The following is a 20,862-nucleotide window of genomic DNA, read 5'->3' on the forward strand; positions in this document are numbered from 1 at the left end:
CTCCGATGTTCTGATTGCCTATCTTATTTGCATAGCATGCGCGGAAGAGAGAATGGTGGATATTAATATTAAGAGGGTTTATGACGCATCGGAACCTAGTGACGGCTTTCGCGTGCTTGTTGATCGCGTATGGCCGCGTGGTATGACCAAGGAAAAGGCTGCGATTGATCTCTGGGATAAAAATATTGCGCCAACAACCGAGCTACGCAAATGGTTCGGGCATGATCCGGCCAAATGGCAGGAGTTTCAACAAAGATATATTGCTGAATTGAAGGCTAATTCAGTGGCTGTAAATGTGCTTTTACAGCAAACCACAAGCAATCATGTTACATTGCTCTACGGCGCAAAAGACGAGCAGCATAATCAGGCGGTTGTGTTGCGTAATTTTTTAACTCAGCTTTCAGACTTATAATCTGCCCTGTTGATGCCATGCCGCTGCATTTTGTCGTAAAACGTCTTGCGCGGGATTCCCAGCGCTTCCAGCGTATTTTGAACATTACCATTATGCGCTGCCAGCGTTTCACGGATCAGTGAGGCTTCAAAACGCTCCAGACGTTTCGGCAAAGGTTCATGATCGTCGTGGCGAACGGGTGCACGCGAGTGCGTTGTGACGCCAAGCGCAAATCGTTCGGCAAAATGCAAAAGTTCGCGCACATTACCCGGCCAGTTATGCTTCATAAGATGACGATATGTCGTTGCATCCAGATCAGGCGCATCCCGATTGAAACGTCGGGTAGCGCGCGCGAGAAAATGCGCGAACAGCAGTGGAATATCTTCGCGTCGCTCGCGTAGAGGTGGAATGGTGAGGGTTACGACATTCAGCCGATAATAAAGATCCTCGCGAAAATTGCCGCGCTGTTCCGCATCGCCAAGGTCTATTTTTGCAGCCGCGACCACACGAAGATCGACCGGTCGTATTTCATTGGTCCCAAGCGGCGTAATTTCACGCATTTCCAGAACACGCAGGAGTTTGACCTGCGTTGCCGTCGGCATGCTTTCGATTTCATCAAGAAACAGCGTGCCGCCGCTGGCGTGTTCTATACGACCAACGCGCTTTTTCTGCGCGCCGGTGAAAGCCCCGGCTTCATGGCCGAATAATTCGCTTTCAATGACGGTTTCCGGCAAAGCGCCACAATTGAGCGCCACGAAATTACCTTTTTGTCGTCTCCCCCAGTCGTGCAACAATTGCGCCACGACTTCCTTGCCGCTGCCGGTTTCGCCAGCAATCAGCACATCGACATCAGTGTCAGCAATATCGCGTATTGTGCGCCGCAAATTTTCGATGGCTGGCGTCTGGCCGATCAGCGGCATATCGGTCTGCGCCTCTTCGGCCAGCTGACGCAGGCTACGGTTTTCAAGCAGGAGCTTTCGCCGTTCGCCTGCTCTTAAAACGCTATGAACCAGCCTGTCCGTCGAAAATGGCTTGGCAATAAAATCATAGGCGCCATTCTGTATTGCCTCCACTGCCATCGGAATATCGCCGTGGCCGGTAATAAGAATAACCGGAAGATCGGCATCGATTTCCTGAATATGAGCAAAAAGTTGCAGTCCATCCATCTGTGGCATGCGAACATCCGTCACGATCACGCCTTCAAAGAAATTTGTAATCGCGCCCAGCGCTTCACTGGCGCTGCCAAAATCCTGAACGGTATAGCCTGCCAGCTCCAGCGTCTGTCTGGTGGCGCGACGCAGTGGCTTGTCATCATCGACAAGTATGACTGGAATATTCATCATGCTTTCTTGAATTCCACCCGGAATGCGGTGCCTTCGGCACTGCTTTTAACAGAAATCTTGCCTCCGTAATCGGTGAGGATTTCCTTGACGATTACGAGGCCTAGGCCAAGGCCCTTTTCCTTTGACGTGTTAAACGGCGCGAAAAGATTATCCTGAATATGCTCCGATATACCCGGACCATTATCGATGATTGTCAGTACGACACTCTTTGCGAGCGCTTTGGTGCGGACTTCTATATGCCCATCATTTCCTTTACTCTCAACAGCTTCCAGTGCGTTTTGAAACAGATTTATAAGTACTTGCTCAAGTCGTATGGAATGACCGACAACCAATATCTCTGATGCTGGAAGTTCGATGTCGAGCTGGTCCATGCGGCCCGCAAAACGACTGCGCAGTAACACCAGTGCACCGGAGATGACTTGCGCAAGCGCGACGGGTTCGGACGGCTTATGGCCTTTTCGCGCAAGTGCGCGCAGATCGCCGGTGATCGTTCCAATGCGCTCGGTGAGTGCTGCAATTTCCGAGAGATTTTCTGTCGCTGCATTCAGTTGTTTGCGGTTTAGGAAGGTGCGGGCATTGTCGGCATAGGCTCGAATTGTTGCCACGGGTTGATTGATTTCATGTGCGACACCTGCAGCCACTTGTCCCATGATAGCAAGACGATTGGCGTGAACGAGATCCTGCTGTACGCCTTGCAGCATGGTCTCCGTTTTATGATGGTCGCTGATCTCGGATTCGAGACGGTCACGCGCCTTGATGAGATCACGCGTTCGCTCGTCGACCCGATGCTCAAGTTCAGCCTGCCTGCGCTGCGCATCTGCAATGCGCGCGGCGACGCGCTGTCTGCGACGGAGTAGAATGCCAGCCAATGTCGCAATGGCCCCGAGGATGATGAAGGCGATCAAACGCGCCTCGCGCATGGCTGCTTCCACCTGCGAACGCATGGGCGCCAAGCTGTAGATTTGCCACGGTGTGGTATCCACATCGGAGTGAATGGCGAGAAAGTCAGTTTTGCGTGCTGAACCCGGCAGAATGGCTTCGACGAGAGCTGCGTCTTCGTCGTCTGCAAGCGGGTTGATTGTCAGCGGCAGGGGCTTGAGCGGTGAATCGCCAAACTGAAGACTGCGGCGGATGGCTTCGACGCGCTTGGGCGGAAACTCGCCAATTGTCATGAAACGCCACGATGGCAGGCTTGTAATCAACACGATGCCGCGATCATCGGCAACAAATGTCGGTCGTCCTGTTTCGCGCCAATCGCTTTCAAGCTGGTCAAACGAAAGCTTGACGACAACAACGCCAAGCGGTCCGTTTTTCCCGTCAACCCGGCGCGTAATGTAAAGGCCGGGGCGCAGGCTGACATTACCAAGCGCAAAATATTCGGCGCTGCCATTTTTCAGTGCTTCTTTGAAATAGGGGCGAAATGTATAGTCATTGCCTACAAAACTATCGGGCTCACGCCAGTTGCTTGCGGCAATTGCGGCGCCATCGAGCTTGATCAGATAGATAACGGCAGCCTGTGTTCCTTCGGCAAGCGCTTCAAACTTGCGGTTAAGCAAATCGACCGCTGGGGGGCTTTGTGTCTCCAGCGCATTTGCCAGCTCATTGTCCTTGGCTAACACCAAGGGAAGAGCGCGTTGTTTTTCGAGAACGGCACGCAAAAGTGCGGCGTTCAGATTGGAGTCGATCCGTGTTTGTCCGCTGAGCGTCAAAAGCGCGCTGTCCCGCGCGGTATTTCCCACAAGCCAGAATGCAAGCGCAAAAGTCACTGCAAAAACTACGCCGAAAAGCCACCAGATCCGACGGTCAAAAACAGCAGCGGGCGCGCTATCAGCAACTTGTTTGGATGTATCAGACATGAATTTATTGTGCATCATGCCGCACAGATTGAAAAGATAAATGTGCGGCTTACCGCACAAAATAGCAGTTCTTTTAACCCGCCTCCAATAAAATACTATAACTATCAGTGAGTTATGATTTTCCATCAAACTGGCACGGAGCTTGCAGATCATGATGCGAACAGCCGCATTGGCTGCTGATTGAAGGACGAATGGCTCGGGAGGCTGGACGCAATCCAGATAGAGCCCAATGGAGGACATCATGATTGCCGTACCAAATGGTGCCGTGGCTGAACCACGCCGCCCAATCCCGCTTTATAAGCAACTCTATGTGCAGGTTCTGGTTGCTATTGCAGCAGGTATTCTGCTTGGACATTTCTATCCGGAGCTTGGCACACAGCTTAAGCCGCTGGGCGATGCCTTTATCAAGCTCGTAAAAATGATCATCGCTCCGGTGATCTTTCTCACAGTTGCAACCGGTATTGCCGGTATGACCGATATGAAGAAAGTCGGACGCGTCGCCGGTAAGGCGATGATCTACTTTCTAACTTTCTCCACGCTAGCTCTAGTCATCGGCCTTATTGTTGCCAATGTGGTGCAGCCCGGCGCGGGCATGCACATCGATCCGGCCTCGCTCGATCCGCAGGCTGTGGCAAATTACACTGAAAAAGCTCATGAGCAGACGATTATGGGCTTTCTGACCAATATTATCCCAACCACGATCGTTGGCGCATTCGCTTCGGGCGATATTCTGCAAGTCCTGTTTTTCTCTGTGCTGTTTGGTGTTTCGCTTGCCATGGTCGGCGAAAAGGGCAAGCCAGTAACCGACTTCCTGCAAATGTTGACAACGCCTGTTTTCAAGCTGGTTTCGATCCTGATGAAAGCGGCTCCCATTGGTGCCTTTGGCGCGATGGCGTTCACGATCGGCAAATATGGCATCGGTTCGATTGCCAATCTGGCGATGCTGATTGCTACTTTCTACATCACGGCATTGTTGTTTGTGCTGGTCGTGCTGGGTTCGGTTGCGCGCTATAATGGCTTTTCGATTTTGGCACTCATCCGCTATATCAAAGAAGAATTGCTACTGGTGCTCGGAACGTCTTCTTCGGAAGCAGCCCTTCCAAGCCTTATGGATAAAATGGAAAAAGCTGGCTGCAAACGCTCGGTTGTTGGCCTTGTTATTCCGACCGGATATTCGTTCAATCTTGATGGCACGAATATCTATATGACGCTCGCGGCACTCTTCATTGCGCAGGCAACAGATATTCCACTATCATTAACAGATCAGATTTTGCTTCTTCTGGTCGCGATGCTGAGCTCGAAGGGTGCTGCCGGTATCACCGGCGCAGGCTTCATCACCCTTGCAGCAACGCTTTCAGTGGTTCCTGCGGTTCCGGTTGCTGGAATGGCTCTGATCTTGGGTATTGACCGCTTCATGTCCGAATGTCGTGCACTGACCAATCTGGTTGGTAACGCGGTTGCAACAATCGTGGTTGCACGCTGGGAAAATGAGCTGGATACCGAGCGTCTCAATGCAGCGATGAACGGTAAACCAATGGATATTGAACCAGACCCGATTGATGAGCGGTTCTTGCAGCCAGCAGAATAATTTAAAGCGCATATTTGTCCGAAAACCGTTTCACACTTTTTGGCATGCGCTCCAATATCTCAGGCAACGGAAACGGCCCGTTTTTGGCGGGCCGTTTCACTTTATTTGTTATCGTCGATTGCTTTTCCCTGCGTAATGAGACGAGCGCTATGTTGACCAGATATAAAGGTCCAGAGCCAACTCCAAGCGACTGCCGCGCGGCTGCGGGTGCCGATCAGGAAGAAGATATGGGCGATACCCCATACCCACCAGGCAATCGTACCTTTGAGTTTGATCTTTCCCATATCCACGACAGCAGCCCCTCGACCGATGGTCGCTAGATTGCCTTGATGTCGATAGCGGAATGATGCTGGTGCCGCGCTGCCTGATATACGGCTGCGAATGACCTTTGCAGCATAGGCTCCTTGTTGCTTGGCGGCAGGCGCAATGCCGGGAATAGGTTTTCCATCTGGTCCATCAACCCAAGCTGTATCCCCAATGACAAAGATATTCTCGTGACCAGGCACCGTAAGATCAGGCAGAACGCGCGCGCGGCCTGCTCGGTCGCTTTCAGCCCCAACCCATGCCGCCGCAGGTGATGCAGCAACGCCTGCCGCCCATATCGTCGTTATGCAAGGAATGAACTCATCACCCACCGTTACGCCGTCTTCGGTGATTTCTTTCACTGGCACGCCAAGGCGAACATCGACGCCTATTTTTTGCAAGGCATTTTGCGCATAGGCTGAAAGATCTTCTGGAAAGGCTGCCAGAATACGCGGACCAGCTTCGATAAGCAAGATACGTGCCTGCCTTGTGTCAATATTGCGGAATTCCGGCCAGATCGTATCTTTGGCCAATTCGCCAATAATGCCTGCTAATTCTACTCCAGTTGGCCCGCCGCCAACCACCGAAAACGTCAAAAAGGCCTGTCGCTTTGCAGGATCTGTCTCACGTTCGGCGCGCTCAAATGCCAAGAGCAGGCGACGCCGAATGGTCGTCGCATCTTCCAGTGCCTTGAGACCAGGAGCCACCTTTTCCCAGCGATCATTACCAAAATAAGCGTGTCGTGCGCCGGTCGCAAGAACGAGCATATCATAGTCTAGCATAGAGCCGTCTTCGAGCTTTACTGTCTTTTCGGCGGTGTTCACATCGACAACCGTACCAAGCAAGGTTGTTACCTCTTTGCGATCTCGAAAGAGATGACGGATCGGCCAGGCAATTTCCGATGTTGCAAGAATTGTGGTTGCGACCTGGTAGAGCAGGGGCTGGAAAAGGTGATGATTACGCTGATCAACAAGCGTAATGCGAACATTTGAGCCTTTTAAATCATGGATTAATTGCAGGCCACCAAAGCCAGCACCGACGACGAGGATATGGGGGGTATCCGGTCCGTTCATTGCAGTCGTTCACCTGAGTTGGCGCGAAAATATACATCGCGCATCTAAGTTATAGTTACGCTTAAAAAACCGAAGCTATCAGGCTAATCTTAAAGCGCCTATCACCTATCTGGCAAAGCTGCTTCCCATTTTTGAGAGAGCTTCAAAGAGTGATCAGACCCTAAAAATCATCCCCATGACGCATATGTCTTAAATAGGCAAAAGCCGTTCCCGCCAGAACCGGCAGAATGACAAGGGCGATCCAGAATATAATATTGCTCATGTTTCCCTCCCATTTTTTACCAGAGTACCATAGGTTTTGGTCAGAGCATAATCTGACTGAAGCAGACGGGGATGGATAAAATTATGCTTCAGTCAAAAGAACTTAGAATGCAGATCTGACAAGCCAAATCGAAGCACACTTTAAATGGAAAAGGCTAGAACGCTCGGCTTGTTCCAATTAACGCTAACCGGCTTGAATATGGCAAAGGCAATTCTTTCCGTTTCATGAACGGTTGAGAAAAAATTCTATTATAAACAGACCTATTGCCAGCGCCTGAGACTTTGAGTAGTAGTAATCTCACATCAAGAGTTGGGGCGACGCCCAACGCCAACCTGCCTCTCCGGGCAAGGTGGTACTTCCTAAAAAGGAAGGATGTGGCCCACCGGCAAATATACGGACAAAGCCACATGCGTCTGCCTTGACATAACGAAGGACTGACGCGCATGCCTATAAAAATTCCAGATGATCTGCCCGCAACCAGTGTTCTCGAAGCCGAGGGTGTTATGGTTATGCGTGAGGCGGACGCGGTGCGTCAGGATATCAGGCCGCTGAAAATTGGCCTTCTTAATCTAATGCCGAATAAAGTGACGACCGAAACACAGATTGCTCGGTTGTTGGGGGCAACGCCCTTGCAGTTGGAACTGACGCTTGTGCGCATTACCAATCATGTTGCACGTCATACGCCTGCCGATCACATGCTGTCATTTTATCAGCCGTGGGAAGATATCCGTAACGAGCGCTTTGACGGTTTTGTCATAACGGGCGCGCCTGTTGAGCGTATGCCTTTTGAAGAAGTGACCTATTGGGATGAAATGCAGCGGGTTTTCGACTGGACACAAACTCATGTTCATCGCACGCTCAATATTTGTTGGGCGGCACAGGCCGCCGTGCATCATTTCCATGGCATGGGAAAATATGATCTGCCGGGCAAAGCGTCGGGTGTTTTCAGCCAACAAAATCTTGTACCGTCTTCACCTTATCTGCGCGGCTTTTCCGATGACTTCGCAATTCCCGTGTCGCGCTGGACAGAAGTGCGCAAGAACGACATTCCATTAGATAGCCATCTGAAGGTTCTTGTCGACAGCCCGGAAAGCGGGCTTTGCCTGCTGGAAGACCCGAAGCATCGTTCGCTGCATATGTTTAACCATGTTGAATATGATACGACATCGCTTGCCGATGAATATTTCCGCGACATTCAGCTTCAACCGGAAACACCACTGCCAGCGAATTATTTCCCGAATAATGACGTCAGCAAAAAGCCGCAGAATTGCTGGCGTGGCCATGCGCATTTGCTGTTCGGCAACTGGATCAATGAGATGTACCAGTCGACACCTTACGATCTCGAAAATATCGGCAAGTCATGATTGCAAAGAATAATCCCCGTTAGGGGATTATATTACTTTAGGAAGATGAACTGGCAAAGCGTGCGACCCATTGATGCCACTGATCTTCATTGCCATGGAAGACATTCAGGTCAATTTTTTCACTGACGCCTTGGGACAGACCAGAGCCAGAATACTGCCAGAAAACCCAACGGCGTCCTGGATAGACTTTTGATGGGTGCTGTGCGACAGCGCGCAGCCAGAACGGATAATCGGTGAATGCACCTTTGAGATTATCGTCATAAAAATCAGGCGCGGTATAGATGACCGGGCGCTTGCCATAATGGCGCTCGAGTGCATCCATGAATACCTGCATTTTTTCGCGAACTTGGGCAGGTGAAGGGCGCCTCTTGCAGGCGGAATCGCCATTCCACTCGACGTCGATCACAGGCGGCAATGCATCAGGATCATTTGGCACGTTTCGGATGAACCACGCAGCCTGTTCGCTTGCGACACGGCACCAGTAGAAGAAGTGATACGCCCCACGCTTTAACCCTGCAGCCTGCGCATTGCGCCAGTTCGTTTTGAACATTGGATCAAGGTGATCGCCGCCATCGGTTGCTTTAATATAGGCAAAGTTTGCACCGTTCTTGCGTAGTGTCGCCCAGTCGATATTGCCCTGCCAGCGTGAAACGTCCACGCCATGAACGGCATGCCTGCGCGGAGAAACCTTCCCAAAGTTGATCGGCTTTGCATCGCGGAAGCGTTGGCTATACACACGTGATCGCTCCGCAGGTGCAAGACGCACAGGTGGATAAGCAGCTACTTTCGGCTTTGGAATGGAAATTGGGGTTGCCGCTCGCTGCTCGGCTGGCTGTGTTAAAGGCGCGGGAGGTGTGCTCTTGAACGGCCCTGCATCAGGGACCGGGCCTGCCCAGGCGAGCACCTGCTCTTGTGGTGCGGCAGGTATGGACTGCGGCGCTCTCACCATTTCGGTTAAGGGTGCCGATGGCCTCACCACGGAACTGGTTAGTTCGGCAGAAGGTTGCGGCATGAGACTTTCAATGCCGGAACTCGACGTGCAACCAACCAGAGCGGTGCAGGCAAGGGTAATTGCTGACACAACTGAAAAACGCATGATACCCTTACACAAAACTCAGGCCTCTGCAGCCAAACGAGATCGCAGAAATGCCATCGACCAACACCCGCAACGCTCACCTCAAGCTAATTGCTAACCAAAGATTACCGCACAAAGCTGAATCCAAAGTTTACGAAAGCCTTAAAGATAGAAAGGGTGTGATTGTGATAGGTTGAAGAAATATGTCGAAAAAACAATATGATAAGAGAATAATTTAAAAGATAACTAGAACATGCGGTTTTGTTCTGTGACAGAAAGTTGATTTTTCCTCACTTTTGTCAGGCTCTCTTTGTCACCGTGTCGAAATCCTGTTCGAAAATCTGCTGGGCGAAAGGCTTAGGCTTTACGCTTTCAATCTGCATCATGAGATCGGCTATTTTTTGAGGATTTGAAATCCCGCATTCATAAATCTGAATGATCTCTCGCGTCATTTCGTCTTTCTGAGGAGAGGTTATTGGGCAGCGTCCGAGACGTTGACACGTTTCAAGAAAGGCCGCCTGTAACTGCTCCAATTCAGAGGGCTTGAAACGCTTGAAATAATAATCTCTCGAAAACGGCATATTGTTTCATTCGTGGTTTGGTCGTGATTGACCGAATTTCATAATATGGGCCATAGTTCCAAAGACAGATTTTTAGTAAATGGTGATGCCTAACATACATACAGATAGTTTACATTCGGTAACCGCTCTACGCGCGCATAAGTTCCAATTGCGCTGCAATTTCAGCAATTCTATCTGGCTCTGTTTCACCCGTTTCGAATGTCTTTATGATCTCGCGTGCGAGATCATTTTTCGCTTCGTGTGTTTTCGGGCAGCGTCCCAGCAGGACACAACTCTTGTTGTAAGCGGCTTGCATCAATTGCAAGTCCTCGGGCGTGAACGTTCCTCGGTATTTGATGCCACTGAATAGCATGGTGTTCTCCCCCATCAATATTGTGATTGAAACTCGAATTTCATGGGAAAGCAACAGCATTCTGACTTGTGTTTGATATACCAGTTTTGCGATGAGCAGGCTTAGCTTTGAAATCTTCACATTCTGACATGACAAAGCTATAAGCGTAGAAAAAGCGCAATGAAAAGGATAGGATAGTGAAAATCGGTGTCGTTACAGTTTCCGACCGTGCAAGCCGCGGCGAATATCAAGATTTGAGCGGTCCGGCCATTGAATCCTGGTTAAAAGGCGCGATTATCTCTTCATATGAAATCGTCAAACGCGTCATTCCAGATGGTATGGAATCCGTTCGCGACACGCTCGTTGATCTTTCTGACAATGTCGGGTGCGATTTGATTTTAACGACAGGCGGAACCGGCCCAAGCCCGCGAGATGAAACACCAGAAGCAATGAAGGCTGTTCTGCATAAGGAATTACCAGGTTTCGGAGAACAGATGCGCCGCGCAAGTCTTGAGCAGACGCCGACGGCGATCCTTTCGCGTCAAACTGCCGGTAGCCGCGGTAAGAGCTTTATCCTCAATTTGCCCGGAAAGCCGGTTTCTATCGCTATGACTTTGCAGGCAATTTTCCCGGCTGTGCCTTATTGTCTCGATCTTATCGGCGCAGGACGTATTGATACAGACCCGGCGGTTGTTAAAGCGCATCGGCCCGGGTGAGATTGGCGATAGAAGAGGATTGTGCAATGCAGCTTTGCGTTTTTGCATGATTTGCACACTTGCATTTCCCTGATTTGAAGCTGAATATTAGCGAAAAGAAGGGGAATTAAGTGAAGCCATTCGATGAGATGCTCAGTCATGGCGGAAATGTCCGTCAACCATACGAATTTCTCAAGCAGTGGCTCGACCAGCAGGATCAACACAAACTCCTGCAAAAAACGCAGGATGCCGAAAGCGTCTTTCGCAAGACCGGCATCACTTTTGCGGTTTATGGTGACGAGAACGCAGCTGAGCGGTTGATCCCGTTTGACATCATTCCGCGTATTATCTCCGGTCAGGAATGGCGGCGGCTTTCGCAAGGCATTGAACAGCGCGTTATGGCGCTCAATGCTTTTCTCGATGATATTTATCATCGCCAAGAAATTGTCCGGGCAGGGCGTATCCCCAAGGATCTGATCATTAATAATGAGGCATTTTTGCCTGAGATGATTGGTTTTCGTCCGCCGGGCAATGTCTATACGCATATAATCGGCGTCGACATCGTGCGGACTGCGGAAAACCAGTTTTATGTGCTGGAAGATAATGCCCGCACGCCGTCTGGCGTCTCCTATATGCTGGAAAACCGCGAAACGATGATGCAGCTTTTTCCTGAGCTGTTTCAGAATGTAAAAGTTCGCCCGGTCGAGAATTATCCGCAATTGCTGCGGCAATCGCTGGCAAGTGTCGCACCGCCCGGAACGCAGGGCGTGCCGACCGTCGCCGTGCTCACACCCGGCATCTATAATTCCGCCTATTTCGAACATGCATTTCTTGCGGATCAAATGGGCGTGGAACTGGTCGAAGGCAGTGATCTGCGGGTTGTCGATGGGCGTGTTGCCATGCGTACGACCAAGGGCTATCGCGCCATCGATGTGCTTTATCGTCGTGTGGATGACGATTTCCTTGATCCGCTTACGTTCCGGCCAGACTCAACGCTGGGCGTTGCAGGCATCATGGATGTCTATCGCGCTGGAAACATTACGATTGCCAATGCACCAGGTACGGGTATCGCAGATGACAAAGCGATCTATTCCTATATGCCGGAAATCGTTGAATTCTACACGGGTCGCAAGGCAATCCTTGAAAACGTGCCTACATGGCGCTGCTCAGAGCCTGATAGTCTGAGTTACGTGCTTGATAATCTGGCCGATCTCGTCGTCAAGGAAGTGCATGGTTCGGGCGGTTACGGTATGCTTGTTGGACCCGCTGCAACCAAAGCCGAGCGCGATGCGTTTGCACTCAAGTTGAAAGCACGTCCGCGTAATTACATTGCGCAGCCGACTTTAGCTCTATCGACAACGCCTATCTTTACGGAAAGCGGCCTTGCGCCACGCCACGTTGATCTCAGGCCGTTTGTTCTGGTTTCTGATCGCATTCGCATTACGCCCGGCGGGTTGACGCGTGTAGCGCTTAAAGAGGGATCACTTGTGGTCAATTCCAGTCAGGGCGGTGGCACCAAGGATACCTGGGTGCTCGACGACTAGTTTATTTTGCATACTAAGCATTACGCGATAATCCAGCGATAAGACTGGTGCGTATAGAAGGGGAATATTTATGCTTCTTGGCCGTACGGCAAATGGTCTTTACTGGATGTTTCGCTATATCGAGCGTGCCGAAAACATGGCGCGTCTGGTCGATGCGGGATTGCGAATGGCACTCACAAAGACCTCGGACGCACCGGAAGAGTGGTCCTCGGTGATTGTTTCGGCAGGTGCCAGCGCGACGTTTTCGAGCAAATATGATGCTTATAATGCCGCAAACGTCGCTGATTTTCTGCTACGCGACATGGACAATCCATCGAGTGTCATGTCCTGTATTGAAACGGCGCGTTCTAATGGGCGCATGGTGCGCACGGCTTTGACCCGAGAAGCGTGGGAAAGCGTCAATGAAGCATGGATGGTGCTCAAGAAATCCCTGTGCAGGCCGCTAAAGGAAGCCGATCTACCGCCGCTTCTTGATCAGATCAAGCGTGAAACAGCACTTATTCGTGGTGCTTTTCATGGCACTATGCTACGCAATGAAATATTTGATTATGCGGGTCTTGGCACATTCATAGAACGTGCAGACAATACAGCCCGCATTCTCGACGTAAAATATTATGTGCTCCTGCCTGCTGTTTCCTACGTCGGTACCACACTCGATAATTATCAGTGGGAATCGATTTTGCGCTCGGTATCGGCGCACAGATCCTATCGCTGGGTCTATGATGGTGATTACCGCCCCGCCCATGTCGCAGATTATCTGATCCTCAATGGCCGCATGCCGCGTTCGCTCAATTACTGCTACCAGAGCATCAATGGGCACCTGAATTATCTGGCGAAAGATTATGGCGATAGCGCCGTCTGTCATCAGACAGCCGAGAAAATTTATGCGACACTGCAAAATCAGGACATTGGCGCGATTTTCGATATTGGATTGCATGAATTCCTGACCGAATTTATCGCGCGTAATAACCGGCTCGGCAACGAGATCGCAGAAACCTATAATTTTTATTGAGGTGATCGCTTGTTGCTCAATATTCAGCACGTCTCCCATTATCGTTATGAAAACCCGGTCCCATATGCAGTGCAGCGCTTGCGCCTGCGCCCACCCACGCTGCCGGGACAATTGGTCAAACATTGGGAACTAAAGATCGAAGGCGGTGAACCGGAAGTTTCCTATATCGATGGTTTTGGCAACAAGGTTGATCTGGTGCAGCACCAGCGCAATATCAGTGAAATCATCATCACTGCCAGCGGTAGCGTTGAAGTCGAGGACCGCGTCGGTGTTTTGGGGCCGGTTTATGGCTATGCGCCGCTTTGGTTGTTTGAGCGCGAAACCAGTCTGACTATGCCCGGTGAACGTATTCGTGCGCTGGCAAATGGCATTTCGAAGACACAGGACCGGTTGGCGCTGCTGCACGAACTGATGAATACCATCCATCAAGATGTGGCCTATATGCCCGGTACGACAAGCGTTTTTACCAATGCCGAAACGGCACTTGAGGCGGGCAAGGGCGTTTGTCAGGATCATAGCCATATTTTCGTATCCGCCGCACGGCTTATGGGCATTCCTGCAAGATATGTTTCTGGTTATTTGCTTATGGAAGGTATTGAGGATCAGACCGCAAGCCATGCATGGGCGGAAGCGCATGTGACCGGTCTTGGCTGGATCGGCTTTGATGCGGCAAACAATGTATGTCCCAACGATCGCTATGTGCGCATCGCAACTGGCCTCGATTATCGCGATGCCGCACCAATTTCAGGTGTACGGCTTGGCGGAACCATTGAAAGTCTTGCAGTCAACATTAATGTAGGGCAGTGATTGATCTAGTTTGTAATCGCCTACCGGAAATTGTCCATGACCTATTGCGTTGGAATGAAGATTGATCGTGGCCTTGTATTCATGTCCGATACCAGGACAAATGCTGGTTTGGACAATATCTCGACTTTTACCAAAATGCGAAGCTGGACTATCCCCGGGGAGCGCGTAATCGTACTTTTGTCGGCAGGTAATCTGGCGACAACACAAGCCGTTGCAAGTTTGCTTGAAGAGCGCATGAAGGCACCTGAAGACAGGCATCCATCAATTTATGATACTCCATCAATGTTTCAGGTGGCTCGTCTTATCGGTGATACTGTCAAAGAAGTGATTACAAACTCGGCCACTGGAGGTCAGAGTGCCGACGCTTTCGGAGCATCATTCATTCTCGGCGGACAGATTAAAGGCGGTCAGCCGCGTCTTTTCTATATCTATCCTGAAGGCAATTTCATCGAAAGCTCGGTCGACACGCCGTTTTTCCAGATTGGTGAGAACAAATATGGCAAACCAATTCTGGTTCGCGCCTATCACGAAGCGATGAGCTTTGAGGAGGCAGTGAAACTGCTGCTGGTTTCATTTGACTCAACGCTCAAAGCCAATCTGTCCGTAGGATTGCCGCTGGATATGCAAATTTATGAAACAGATAGCTTAGCGTTGGGTGAACACCGGCGCTTTGAAGCGACGGATCCGTATTATTTGACAGTTTCAGAAAGTTGGTCTGAAGCATTGAAGGCCGCTCTGGAGCAGCTCCCGCCGTTCAGTTTTGATAAATAAAAAACGGCTGGAAATTCCAGCCGTTTTTCATTGACTTGGTTATCCGAAGACTTTGAAGCGTTCGGCATCGTCCATGAATGCCTTATCGCCAAAGCCCTGTTCGTTGGAGCCGAATGGCATCTGTGCGCGCAGCTTCCACGACGAAGGAACGCCAAAAACCTTGGCAACTTCTGCATCGATCAGCGGGTTATAATGCTGGAGACTTGCACCGATGTTTTCATTGGCAAGTGCAGACCAGACCGAAAGCTGAGCCATGCCGCCAGCCTGTTCCGACCAGACAGGGAAATTATCTGCGTAGAGCGCAAAGTTTTCCTGAAGGCCCTTAACAACGTTCTGATCTTCAAAGAACAGAACAGTGCCGGCACCTGCGGCAAAGCTGTTAATCTTGGCTTCTGTATCGGAAAATGCCTCGGCAGGAACGATCTTGCGAAGTTCTTCTTTAACGAGGTTCCAGAGCTTATCGCTTTCAGCACCGAAAAGGATGACTGCACGTGAACTCTGCGAATTGAAAGAAGATGGCGAATGCTTGATTGCTTCGCGGATCAGTTCGGCGGTTGCATCCTGGGAGATTGGGAGGTTCTTGCCAAGTGCATATTGTGTACGACGCTTCTTAAGAGCGGCGATATAGCTGTTGTTCATCGTCATTATCCTGTTTTTGCAGCGATTCTGCGCTGCAAACTTAATGCAGCGATTGGGAGAACTCATCCAAGATATTGTGATTTTCGAACAAGAAGCCAGTCCGTGTTTTCGAAACACACTGTCAACAGATGAAACATTTCCCGCACCACTGTTTCATCTTCGTGTGCTAAACATCGTGAAAACTACAGTTTTTCCCTTTTGTTTCCATAAGAATCTGACAAAATTTATAGGAATTTGAGCCCCTGAGAAAATGCAGAACCCGACCGCGAAGTTTGCGAACGACAATAGGCGATGAGGTAACAAAAGTTTGAAGTCATTTATTATCATAGGTGGCGGTGCGAGTGGTGTTCTCATAGCCGCGCAATTGCTTAAAAGATCGTCGGAAACCACAGTCCGCATATTTGAACGCTCAGGGAATATCGGGGCAGGCATTGCCTACTCGACGCTCAACCCCAACCACCTTCTCAATGTCCGCGCCAGCAATATGAGCGCTTTTCCCGATGACCCTAACCATTTTTTAAACTGGCTTCAGACCAACTCCGAAGCTGGAAAGATCGGTGGTTGGCAGCCTCAATCCTTTGCGCCGCGTTGTCTCTATCGGCTTTACCTCAATGATTTGCTTAAACCCTACCTGGCGAGTGAAAGCCCGCGTCTTTTTATCGAATCTGCAGACGTTATAAGCGTTGCCTTTGAAGGTTTGCGGCCAAAAGTAACCAGCTCTACGGCACAAGACTTCGTTGCCGATGCCATTATCGTTGCAACGGGCAACGAGGCAGCAATCTCGACGTCAGCAGATTTTGTGGCGGAATATTGGTCCAGTAACGGCTATTTCGAAATCCCGTGCGAGCATTCCGTAGCAATATTAGGTACCGGCCTATCTATGGTGGACAGTGTCATTTCGCTGCTGGATAGAGGTCATAAGGGTAGAATTCATGCGATTTCACGCCGCGGTCTGCTCCCTGCACGGCATGAACCTTCAGATCCGTTGACAATAGAAGCAGATCAACTGCCGATTGCGGATGGATTGCCTGTGCTTCTGCGTATAGTTCGAAAACTGATCGATCAGCAGGAGAGTGCAGGCAAAAGCTGGCGCAGCGTGATTGATGGATTGCGCCCTCACACAAAAGCGATCTGGAGTGGATTGCCGTTGAGACAGCGTGAGAGCTTTTTGCGTCACCTGCGGCCATGGTGGGATGTGCATCGCCATCGTATGGCACCGGCAATCTATGATCGTATCAAGGCCACTGAGAAATCAGGGCAACTTACGATCACCGCCGGGCATTTAACTTCGGTGAAGAGCAAAGGCGAACAAATCGTAATTCGCTACCGCAACAGGCGCGGCGAGGGACTTCATGAGTTGGACGTGCAATCAATCATTGATTGTCGTGGCGGTAGCTCCCGTTTCTCAACAACGCGGAATCCGGCACTTATTGATCTTATGGAAATTGGTTTGGCAAAGCCGGATGCGCTTGACCTCGGTCTGGATGTGACACCTGATTTGCAAGTGTTGAATGCGCGCGGCGAACCTTCCGGATCAATCTTCGCTATAGGTCCGGTTACGAAGGGAATCTTCTGGGAAGTTACCGCAGTGCCCGATATTCGGGTTCAAACCGAAAAACTCGCAAAAATTCTTTTAGATGATTAGGATTCGCTTTTTTAATTAATTTGCGCCGTTGGTATTATTTGTCATTCAGCTGCAAGAATTACGCGTCAATATGTCCGATAAAAAGTTGTTGAGTCGAAAACCGGCGCGAACAAGGCGGGTTTGTCGGGCATTCGCGGAATAAAATGATTCAAAATTACGCGATAAGTCCTTGAAAGCTATTGCCATAATAAGCGCTAGCCGGTCATAATAAAGACATCGGAATATTTGATTCCTCTCGACAACTCACCGGAGCGTTCCTGTTGCTTTTCTCATGAGCAGTGCCTGCTTCGGATCAACCTTGATTGCGGAATGGAGGCCAGTGGCGCATGACGATGGACGGCAGGATGCTCTTTTTGCTGGTCCTTCTTCCATTTCTTGGCAGCGCTATAACAGGTCTGTTTCGGGGTGTTGATCGCAGTGGATCTGCATGGTTCACGGCTGCAATCGCGCTTGTTGCATTCGTCATTACAGCTAGCCTCTATCCTATCGTGGCAAATGGTGGCGTTGTCCGCGGGTCGATTGACTGGCTGCCGAATTACGGTCTCAATGTAACATTCCGCATGGATGGTTTCGCATGGCTTTTTGCCATGCTGATCACCGGAATTGGACTTCTGGTCGTCATTTACGCGCGCTATTATATGTCGCCGGACGATCCGGTCCCGCGTTTTTTCTCGTTCCTGCTATCCTTCATGGGGTCGATGCTGGGTGTCGTACTATCAGGCAATATCGTGCTGCTCGCGGTATTCTGGGAACTGACCAGCATTTTCTCCTTCCTGCTCATCGGCTACTGGTATCATAATGCCAGTGCGCGTGATGGTGCACGTATGGCCTTGACTGTTACGGGTATTGGCGGTTTCTGCTTGCTGGCGGGCGTTCTGCTGCTTGGCCACATCGTCGGCAGTTATGATCTCGATAAGGTACTCGAAGCGGGCAACGTCGTTCGTACCCATCCGCTTTATACGGTGACGCTTGTCCTCATTCTGATGGCCGCATTCACCAAGTCAGCGCAGTTTCCGTTTCATTTCTGGTTGCCCAATGCGATGGCGGCGCCCACGCCCGTTTCGGCATACCTGCATTCGGCGACAATGGTCAAAGCAGGTGTATTCCTGCTAGCGCGTCTTTGGCCGGTCTTTGCGGGCACTGAGGAATGGTTCTGGATTCTTGGCCTTGCAGGGCTGACGACTCTGCTGATTGGCAGTTTCTTTGCGGTGTTTCAGCAAGACCTTAAAGGTTTGCTCGCCTATTCCACGATCAGCAATCTCGGGCTCGTCACAGCGCTGTTGAGCCTTGGAAGTCCGCTTGCGGCGGTTGCAGCCATTTTCCACATGGTTAATCATGCGATTTTCAAAGCATCGTTGTTTATGGCAGCGGGCATTATCGACCATGAAACCGGCACGCGCGACATGCGTAAGCTGAGCGGGCTGGCGCGTGCAATGCCCTATACGGCAACACTTGCCATGGTTGCGAGCGCTTCTATGGCTGGTGTGCCGCTGCTCAATGGATTCTTGTCCAAAGAAATGTTCTTTGCCGAAGCTGTTGAAACGCATATGGCATCGGCGCTAGATACCGTTACGCCTTATATTGCAACGCTTGCGGGTATATTCACGGTCGCTTATTCTGTGCGCTTTATCTATTCGACCTTCTTTGGCCCACCGCCACACGACCTACCAAAAGCGCCGCACGAACCGCCGCATTGGATGCGTCGTCCAATTGAGCTGCTGGTTCTGCTTTGCCTGCTGATCGGCATCATTCCGAATATCGCTATCGGTTCTTTCCTGCATGCCGCAGTGGTCTCAGTGTTAGGTGATGCGACACCGCAATATAGTCTCTCGGTCTGGCACGGGTTTAATTTGCCGCTGATGATGAGTATCGTTGCAATGATTGGTGGTGTCATTCTCTTCTGGGCGCTCAAGAATTATCTGGCGACGAGTGAAGACGGGCCACCCTTCTTCCGTCATCTGCAAGGTCAGCGTATTTTCGAGCGTGTGCTTGTCACAGTATCTTGGAACTGGGCGCGTAAGGCTGAAAATCTATTAAGCACGCGCAGGCTTCAGCCCCAGCTTCGTCTTGTCGTTGTGTTTGCTATTGTCGCAGCAGCTTGGCCACTCTTTGAAGACGGTATTCATGCCGGAATGCTGGGCGTGCAGCCTGTCGATCCGATCTTTGCCGGTCTTTGGATTTTGGGTGGTGCCTGCGCGATTGGCGCTGCGTATCAGGCAAAATACCATCGTCTTGCGGCTTTGATATTGCTCGGAGGCGCGGGGCTTATTACCTGCATCACCTTTGTCTGGCTTTCAGCTCCCGATCTTGCGGTAACACAGTTGCTCGTGGAGATCGTGACGACTGTTCTGCTGTTGCTCGGCCTGCGCTGGCTACCCAAGCGCTGGGAAGATCCAGATCCAATTCCTGTAAAATTTGGACCGAGAATTCGCCGCTATCGCGATTTCGCCCTCGCGATCGGTGCTGGCGTTGGTGTGTTCATCATCTCTTACGCTATGATGACGCGTCCATCACCCGAAAGCATCGGCGATTACTTCCTGCAAAATGCCTATTCGGGCGGCGGCGGTAAAAATGTCGTAAATGTCACTCTGGTCGATTTTCGAGCATTCGATACGTTTGGTGAAATTGCCGTTCTCGGAATTGTGGGCCTTGTCGTCTTTGCGTTGCTGCGTCGTTTCCGTCCAGCATCTGACAGTACCGGATCAACGGCCCAGCAAAAGATTCAGGACGCCTATGATGAGGCGATGGAAGATCGCGAAAAGGGTGAAACCCTGAACGATTATCTGGCTGTTCCATCTGTGGTGATGAAGTGGTTGTTCCCCGTTATTATAGTGCTCGCAATTCATCTGATTCTACGTGGCCATGATCTGCCGGGTGGTGGTTTTGCGGCCGGTATCACTTTAGCGATTGCGTTCATTCTGCAATATCTAGCGGCTGGTACGCGTTGGGTTGAAGATCATCTGCGTATCTTGCCGGTACGCTGGATTGGCTTTGGTCTATTGATCGCAGCAGCAACAGGTGCGGGTGCATGGATATTTGGTTATCCGTTCCTGACCTCCTATTTCCAATATGCAGACATTCCTCATGTAGGAAAAATGCCTGTCGCAAGTGCGCTTCTGTTTGATATTGGCGTATTTGCTCTGGTGGTGGGTGCCACGGTTTTGATGTTGATTGCTCTGGGGCATCAGTCCATCCGTAAACATCGCGTCGAAAAACTTGCCGCTGCGAAGGAGGAGAACTGATGGAACTCGTTCTCGCTATAGCAATCGGTGTTTTGATGTCATCGGGTGTGTGGCTCATCCTGCGTCCACGCACATTTCAGGTCGCCATTGGTCTGGCGCTCGTCTCTTATGCGGTCAATCTGTTCATCTTCTCGATGGGCCGTTTGCGCACCAATGCGCCGCCTGTGCTTGATTCAGGCATCAATGTGCAGGCCGCGCAATATACCGACCCTGTACCACAGGCACTTGTATTAACTGCGATCGTTATCGGCTTTGCAATGACTGCGCTTTTCCTTGTCGTGTTGCTCGTATCACGGGGTATGACCCGCACCGACCACGTTGACGGCAAGGAGAAATGATG

The 20,862-nt window shown here is 50.7% G+C and carries 18 protein-coding genes and 1 riboswitch; of the genes, 11 read left to right on the forward strand and 7 right to left on the reverse strand.

What is annotated here, in order from left to right; all coding sequences use genetic code 11:
- The first annotated feature begins 52 nt into the window (after positions 1-52).
- Positions 53-412, forward strand: a complete 360-nt coding sequence (locus CEV31_RS14865) for a DUF488 domain-containing protein (protein WP_094507887.1) — start codon at positions 53-55, stop codon at positions 410-412.
- Here the strand turns inward: CEV31_RS14865 and CEV31_RS14870 are convergent.
- A complete protein-coding gene (locus tag CEV31_RS14870) occupies positions 394-1,734 on the reverse strand; it encodes a sigma-54-dependent transcriptional regulator (RefSeq protein WP_094507889.1) in 1,341 nt (446 codons plus the stop codon). The genes CEV31_RS14865 and CEV31_RS14870 overlap by 19 nt on opposite strands.
- Positions 1,731-3,590, reverse strand: coding sequence for a sensor histidine kinase (locus CEV31_RS14875; protein ID WP_094508562.1), 1,860 nt, complete (start codon positions 3,588-3,590; stop codon positions 1,731-1,733). The genes CEV31_RS14870 and CEV31_RS14875 overlap by 4 nt, the downstream gene beginning before the upstream one ends.
- A gap of 241 nt (positions 3,591-3,831) precedes the next feature.
- On the opposite strand from CEV31_RS14875, the gene CEV31_RS14880 reads away from it, so the two are divergent.
- The gene (locus CEV31_RS14880; RefSeq protein ID WP_094507891.1) at positions 3,832-5,178 is read left to right on the forward strand and encodes a dicarboxylate/amino acid:cation symporter; all 1,347 of its coding nucleotides are present in this window, start codon (positions 3,832-3,834) and stop codon (positions 5,176-5,178) included.
- A gap of 101 nt (positions 5,179-5,279) precedes the next feature.
- On the opposite strand, the gene CEV31_RS14885 is transcribed toward CEV31_RS14880, so the two are convergent.
- Positions 5,280-6,554, reverse strand: coding sequence for an NAD(P)/FAD-dependent oxidoreductase (locus CEV31_RS14885; RefSeq protein WP_094507893.1), 1,275 nt, complete (start codon positions 6,552-6,554; stop codon positions 5,280-5,282).
- 556 nt (positions 6,555-7,110) lie between these two features.
- Positions 7,111-7,219: riboswitch (SAM-I-IV-variant riboswitch) on the forward strand.
- Between the two features lie 40 nt (positions 7,220-7,259).
- On the opposite strand from CEV31_RS14885, the gene CEV31_RS14890 reads away from it, so the two are divergent.
- Entirely contained in the window at positions 7,260-8,180 is a 921-nt protein-coding gene (locus CEV31_RS14890) for a homoserine O-succinyltransferase (protein ID WP_094507895.1), read from the forward strand.
- A gap of 37 nt (positions 8,181-8,217) precedes the next feature.
- Here CEV31_RS14890 and CEV31_RS14895 read toward each other — a convergent pair whose 3' ends face one another.
- From CEV31_RS14895 to CEV31_RS14905, 3 genes are all read right to left on the reverse strand, one after another.
- Positions 8,218-9,276, reverse strand: coding sequence for a glycoside hydrolase family 25 protein (locus CEV31_RS14895; RefSeq protein WP_094507897.1), 1,059 nt, complete (start codon positions 9,274-9,276; stop codon positions 8,218-8,220).
- 278 nt (positions 9,277-9,554) lie between these two features.
- On the reverse strand, positions 9,555-9,836 hold the full coding sequence (locus CEV31_RS14900) for a hypothetical protein (protein WP_094507899.1): 282 nt from the start codon (positions 9,834-9,836) through the stop codon (positions 9,555-9,557).
- Positions 9,837-9,963: 127 nt separating this feature from the next.
- Positions 9,964-10,308: a hypothetical protein gene (locus CEV31_RS14905; protein WP_235818120.1), complete on the reverse strand. Its 345-nt coding sequence runs from the start codon at positions 10,306-10,308 to the stop codon at positions 9,964-9,966.
- A gap of 56 nt (positions 10,309-10,364) precedes the next feature.
- Between CEV31_RS14905 and mog the strand changes: the two genes are divergently transcribed.
- From mog to CEV31_RS14930, 5 genes are all read left to right on the forward strand, one after another.
- Positions 10,365-10,883, forward strand: coding sequence for a molybdopterin adenylyltransferase (mog, locus tag CEV31_RS14910; protein WP_094507901.1), 519 nt, complete (start codon positions 10,365-10,367; stop codon positions 10,881-10,883).
- 110 nt (positions 10,884-10,993) lie between these two features.
- Positions 10,994-12,406 (forward strand): circularly permuted type 2 ATP-grasp protein, encoded by a 1,413-nt coding sequence (locus tag CEV31_RS14915; RefSeq protein WP_094507903.1) that lies wholly within the window; start codon positions 10,994-10,996, stop codon positions 12,404-12,406.
- A 70-nt stretch (positions 12,407-12,476) separates the two neighbouring features.
- On the forward strand, positions 12,477-13,418 hold the full coding sequence (locus tag CEV31_RS14920) for an alpha-E domain-containing protein (RefSeq protein ID WP_094507905.1): 942 nt from the start codon (positions 12,477-12,479) through the stop codon (positions 13,416-13,418).
- A gap of 9 nt (positions 13,419-13,427) precedes the next feature.
- Complete coding sequence (locus tag CEV31_RS14925) at positions 13,428-14,225, forward strand: transglutaminase family protein (RefSeq protein WP_094507907.1); 798 nt, start codon at positions 13,428-13,430, stop codon at positions 14,223-14,225.
- A 36-nt stretch (positions 14,226-14,261) separates the two neighbouring features.
- A complete protein-coding gene (locus CEV31_RS14930) occupies positions 14,262-14,996 on the forward strand; it encodes a proteasome-type protease (protein WP_094507909.1) in 735 nt (244 codons plus the stop codon).
- A gap of 39 nt (positions 14,997-15,035) precedes the next feature.
- Here CEV31_RS14930 and CEV31_RS14935 read toward each other — a convergent pair whose 3' ends face one another.
- Entirely contained in the window at positions 15,036-15,635 is a 600-nt protein-coding gene (locus tag CEV31_RS14935) for a nitroreductase family protein (protein ID WP_094508567.1), read from the reverse strand.
- 307 nt (positions 15,636-15,942) lie between these two features.
- On the opposite strand from CEV31_RS14935, the gene CEV31_RS14940 reads away from it, so the two are divergent.
- From CEV31_RS14940 to CEV31_RS14950, 3 genes are all read left to right on the forward strand, one after another.
- The gene (locus CEV31_RS14940) at positions 15,943-17,280 is read left to right on the forward strand and encodes an FAD/NAD(P)-binding protein (RefSeq protein WP_094507911.1); all 1,338 of its coding nucleotides are present in this window, start codon (positions 15,943-15,945) and stop codon (positions 17,278-17,280) included.
- 326 nt (positions 17,281-17,606) lie between these two features.
- Complete coding sequence (locus CEV31_RS14945) at positions 17,607-20,522, forward strand: monovalent cation/H+ antiporter subunit A (protein ID WP_094507913.1); 2,916 nt, start codon at positions 17,607-17,609, stop codon at positions 20,520-20,522.
- Positions 20,522-20,860, forward strand: coding sequence for a Na+/H+ antiporter subunit C (locus CEV31_RS14950; protein ID WP_094507915.1), 339 nt, complete (start codon positions 20,522-20,524; stop codon positions 20,858-20,860). The genes CEV31_RS14945 and CEV31_RS14950 overlap by 1 nt, the downstream gene beginning before the upstream one ends.
- Positions 20,861-20,862: the final 2 nt, after the last annotated feature.

The sequence above is a fragment of the Brucella thiophenivorans genome (assembly GCF_002252445.1).
GTDB lineage: Bacteria > Pseudomonadota > Alphaproteobacteria > Rhizobiales > Rhizobiaceae > Brucella > Brucella thiophenivorans.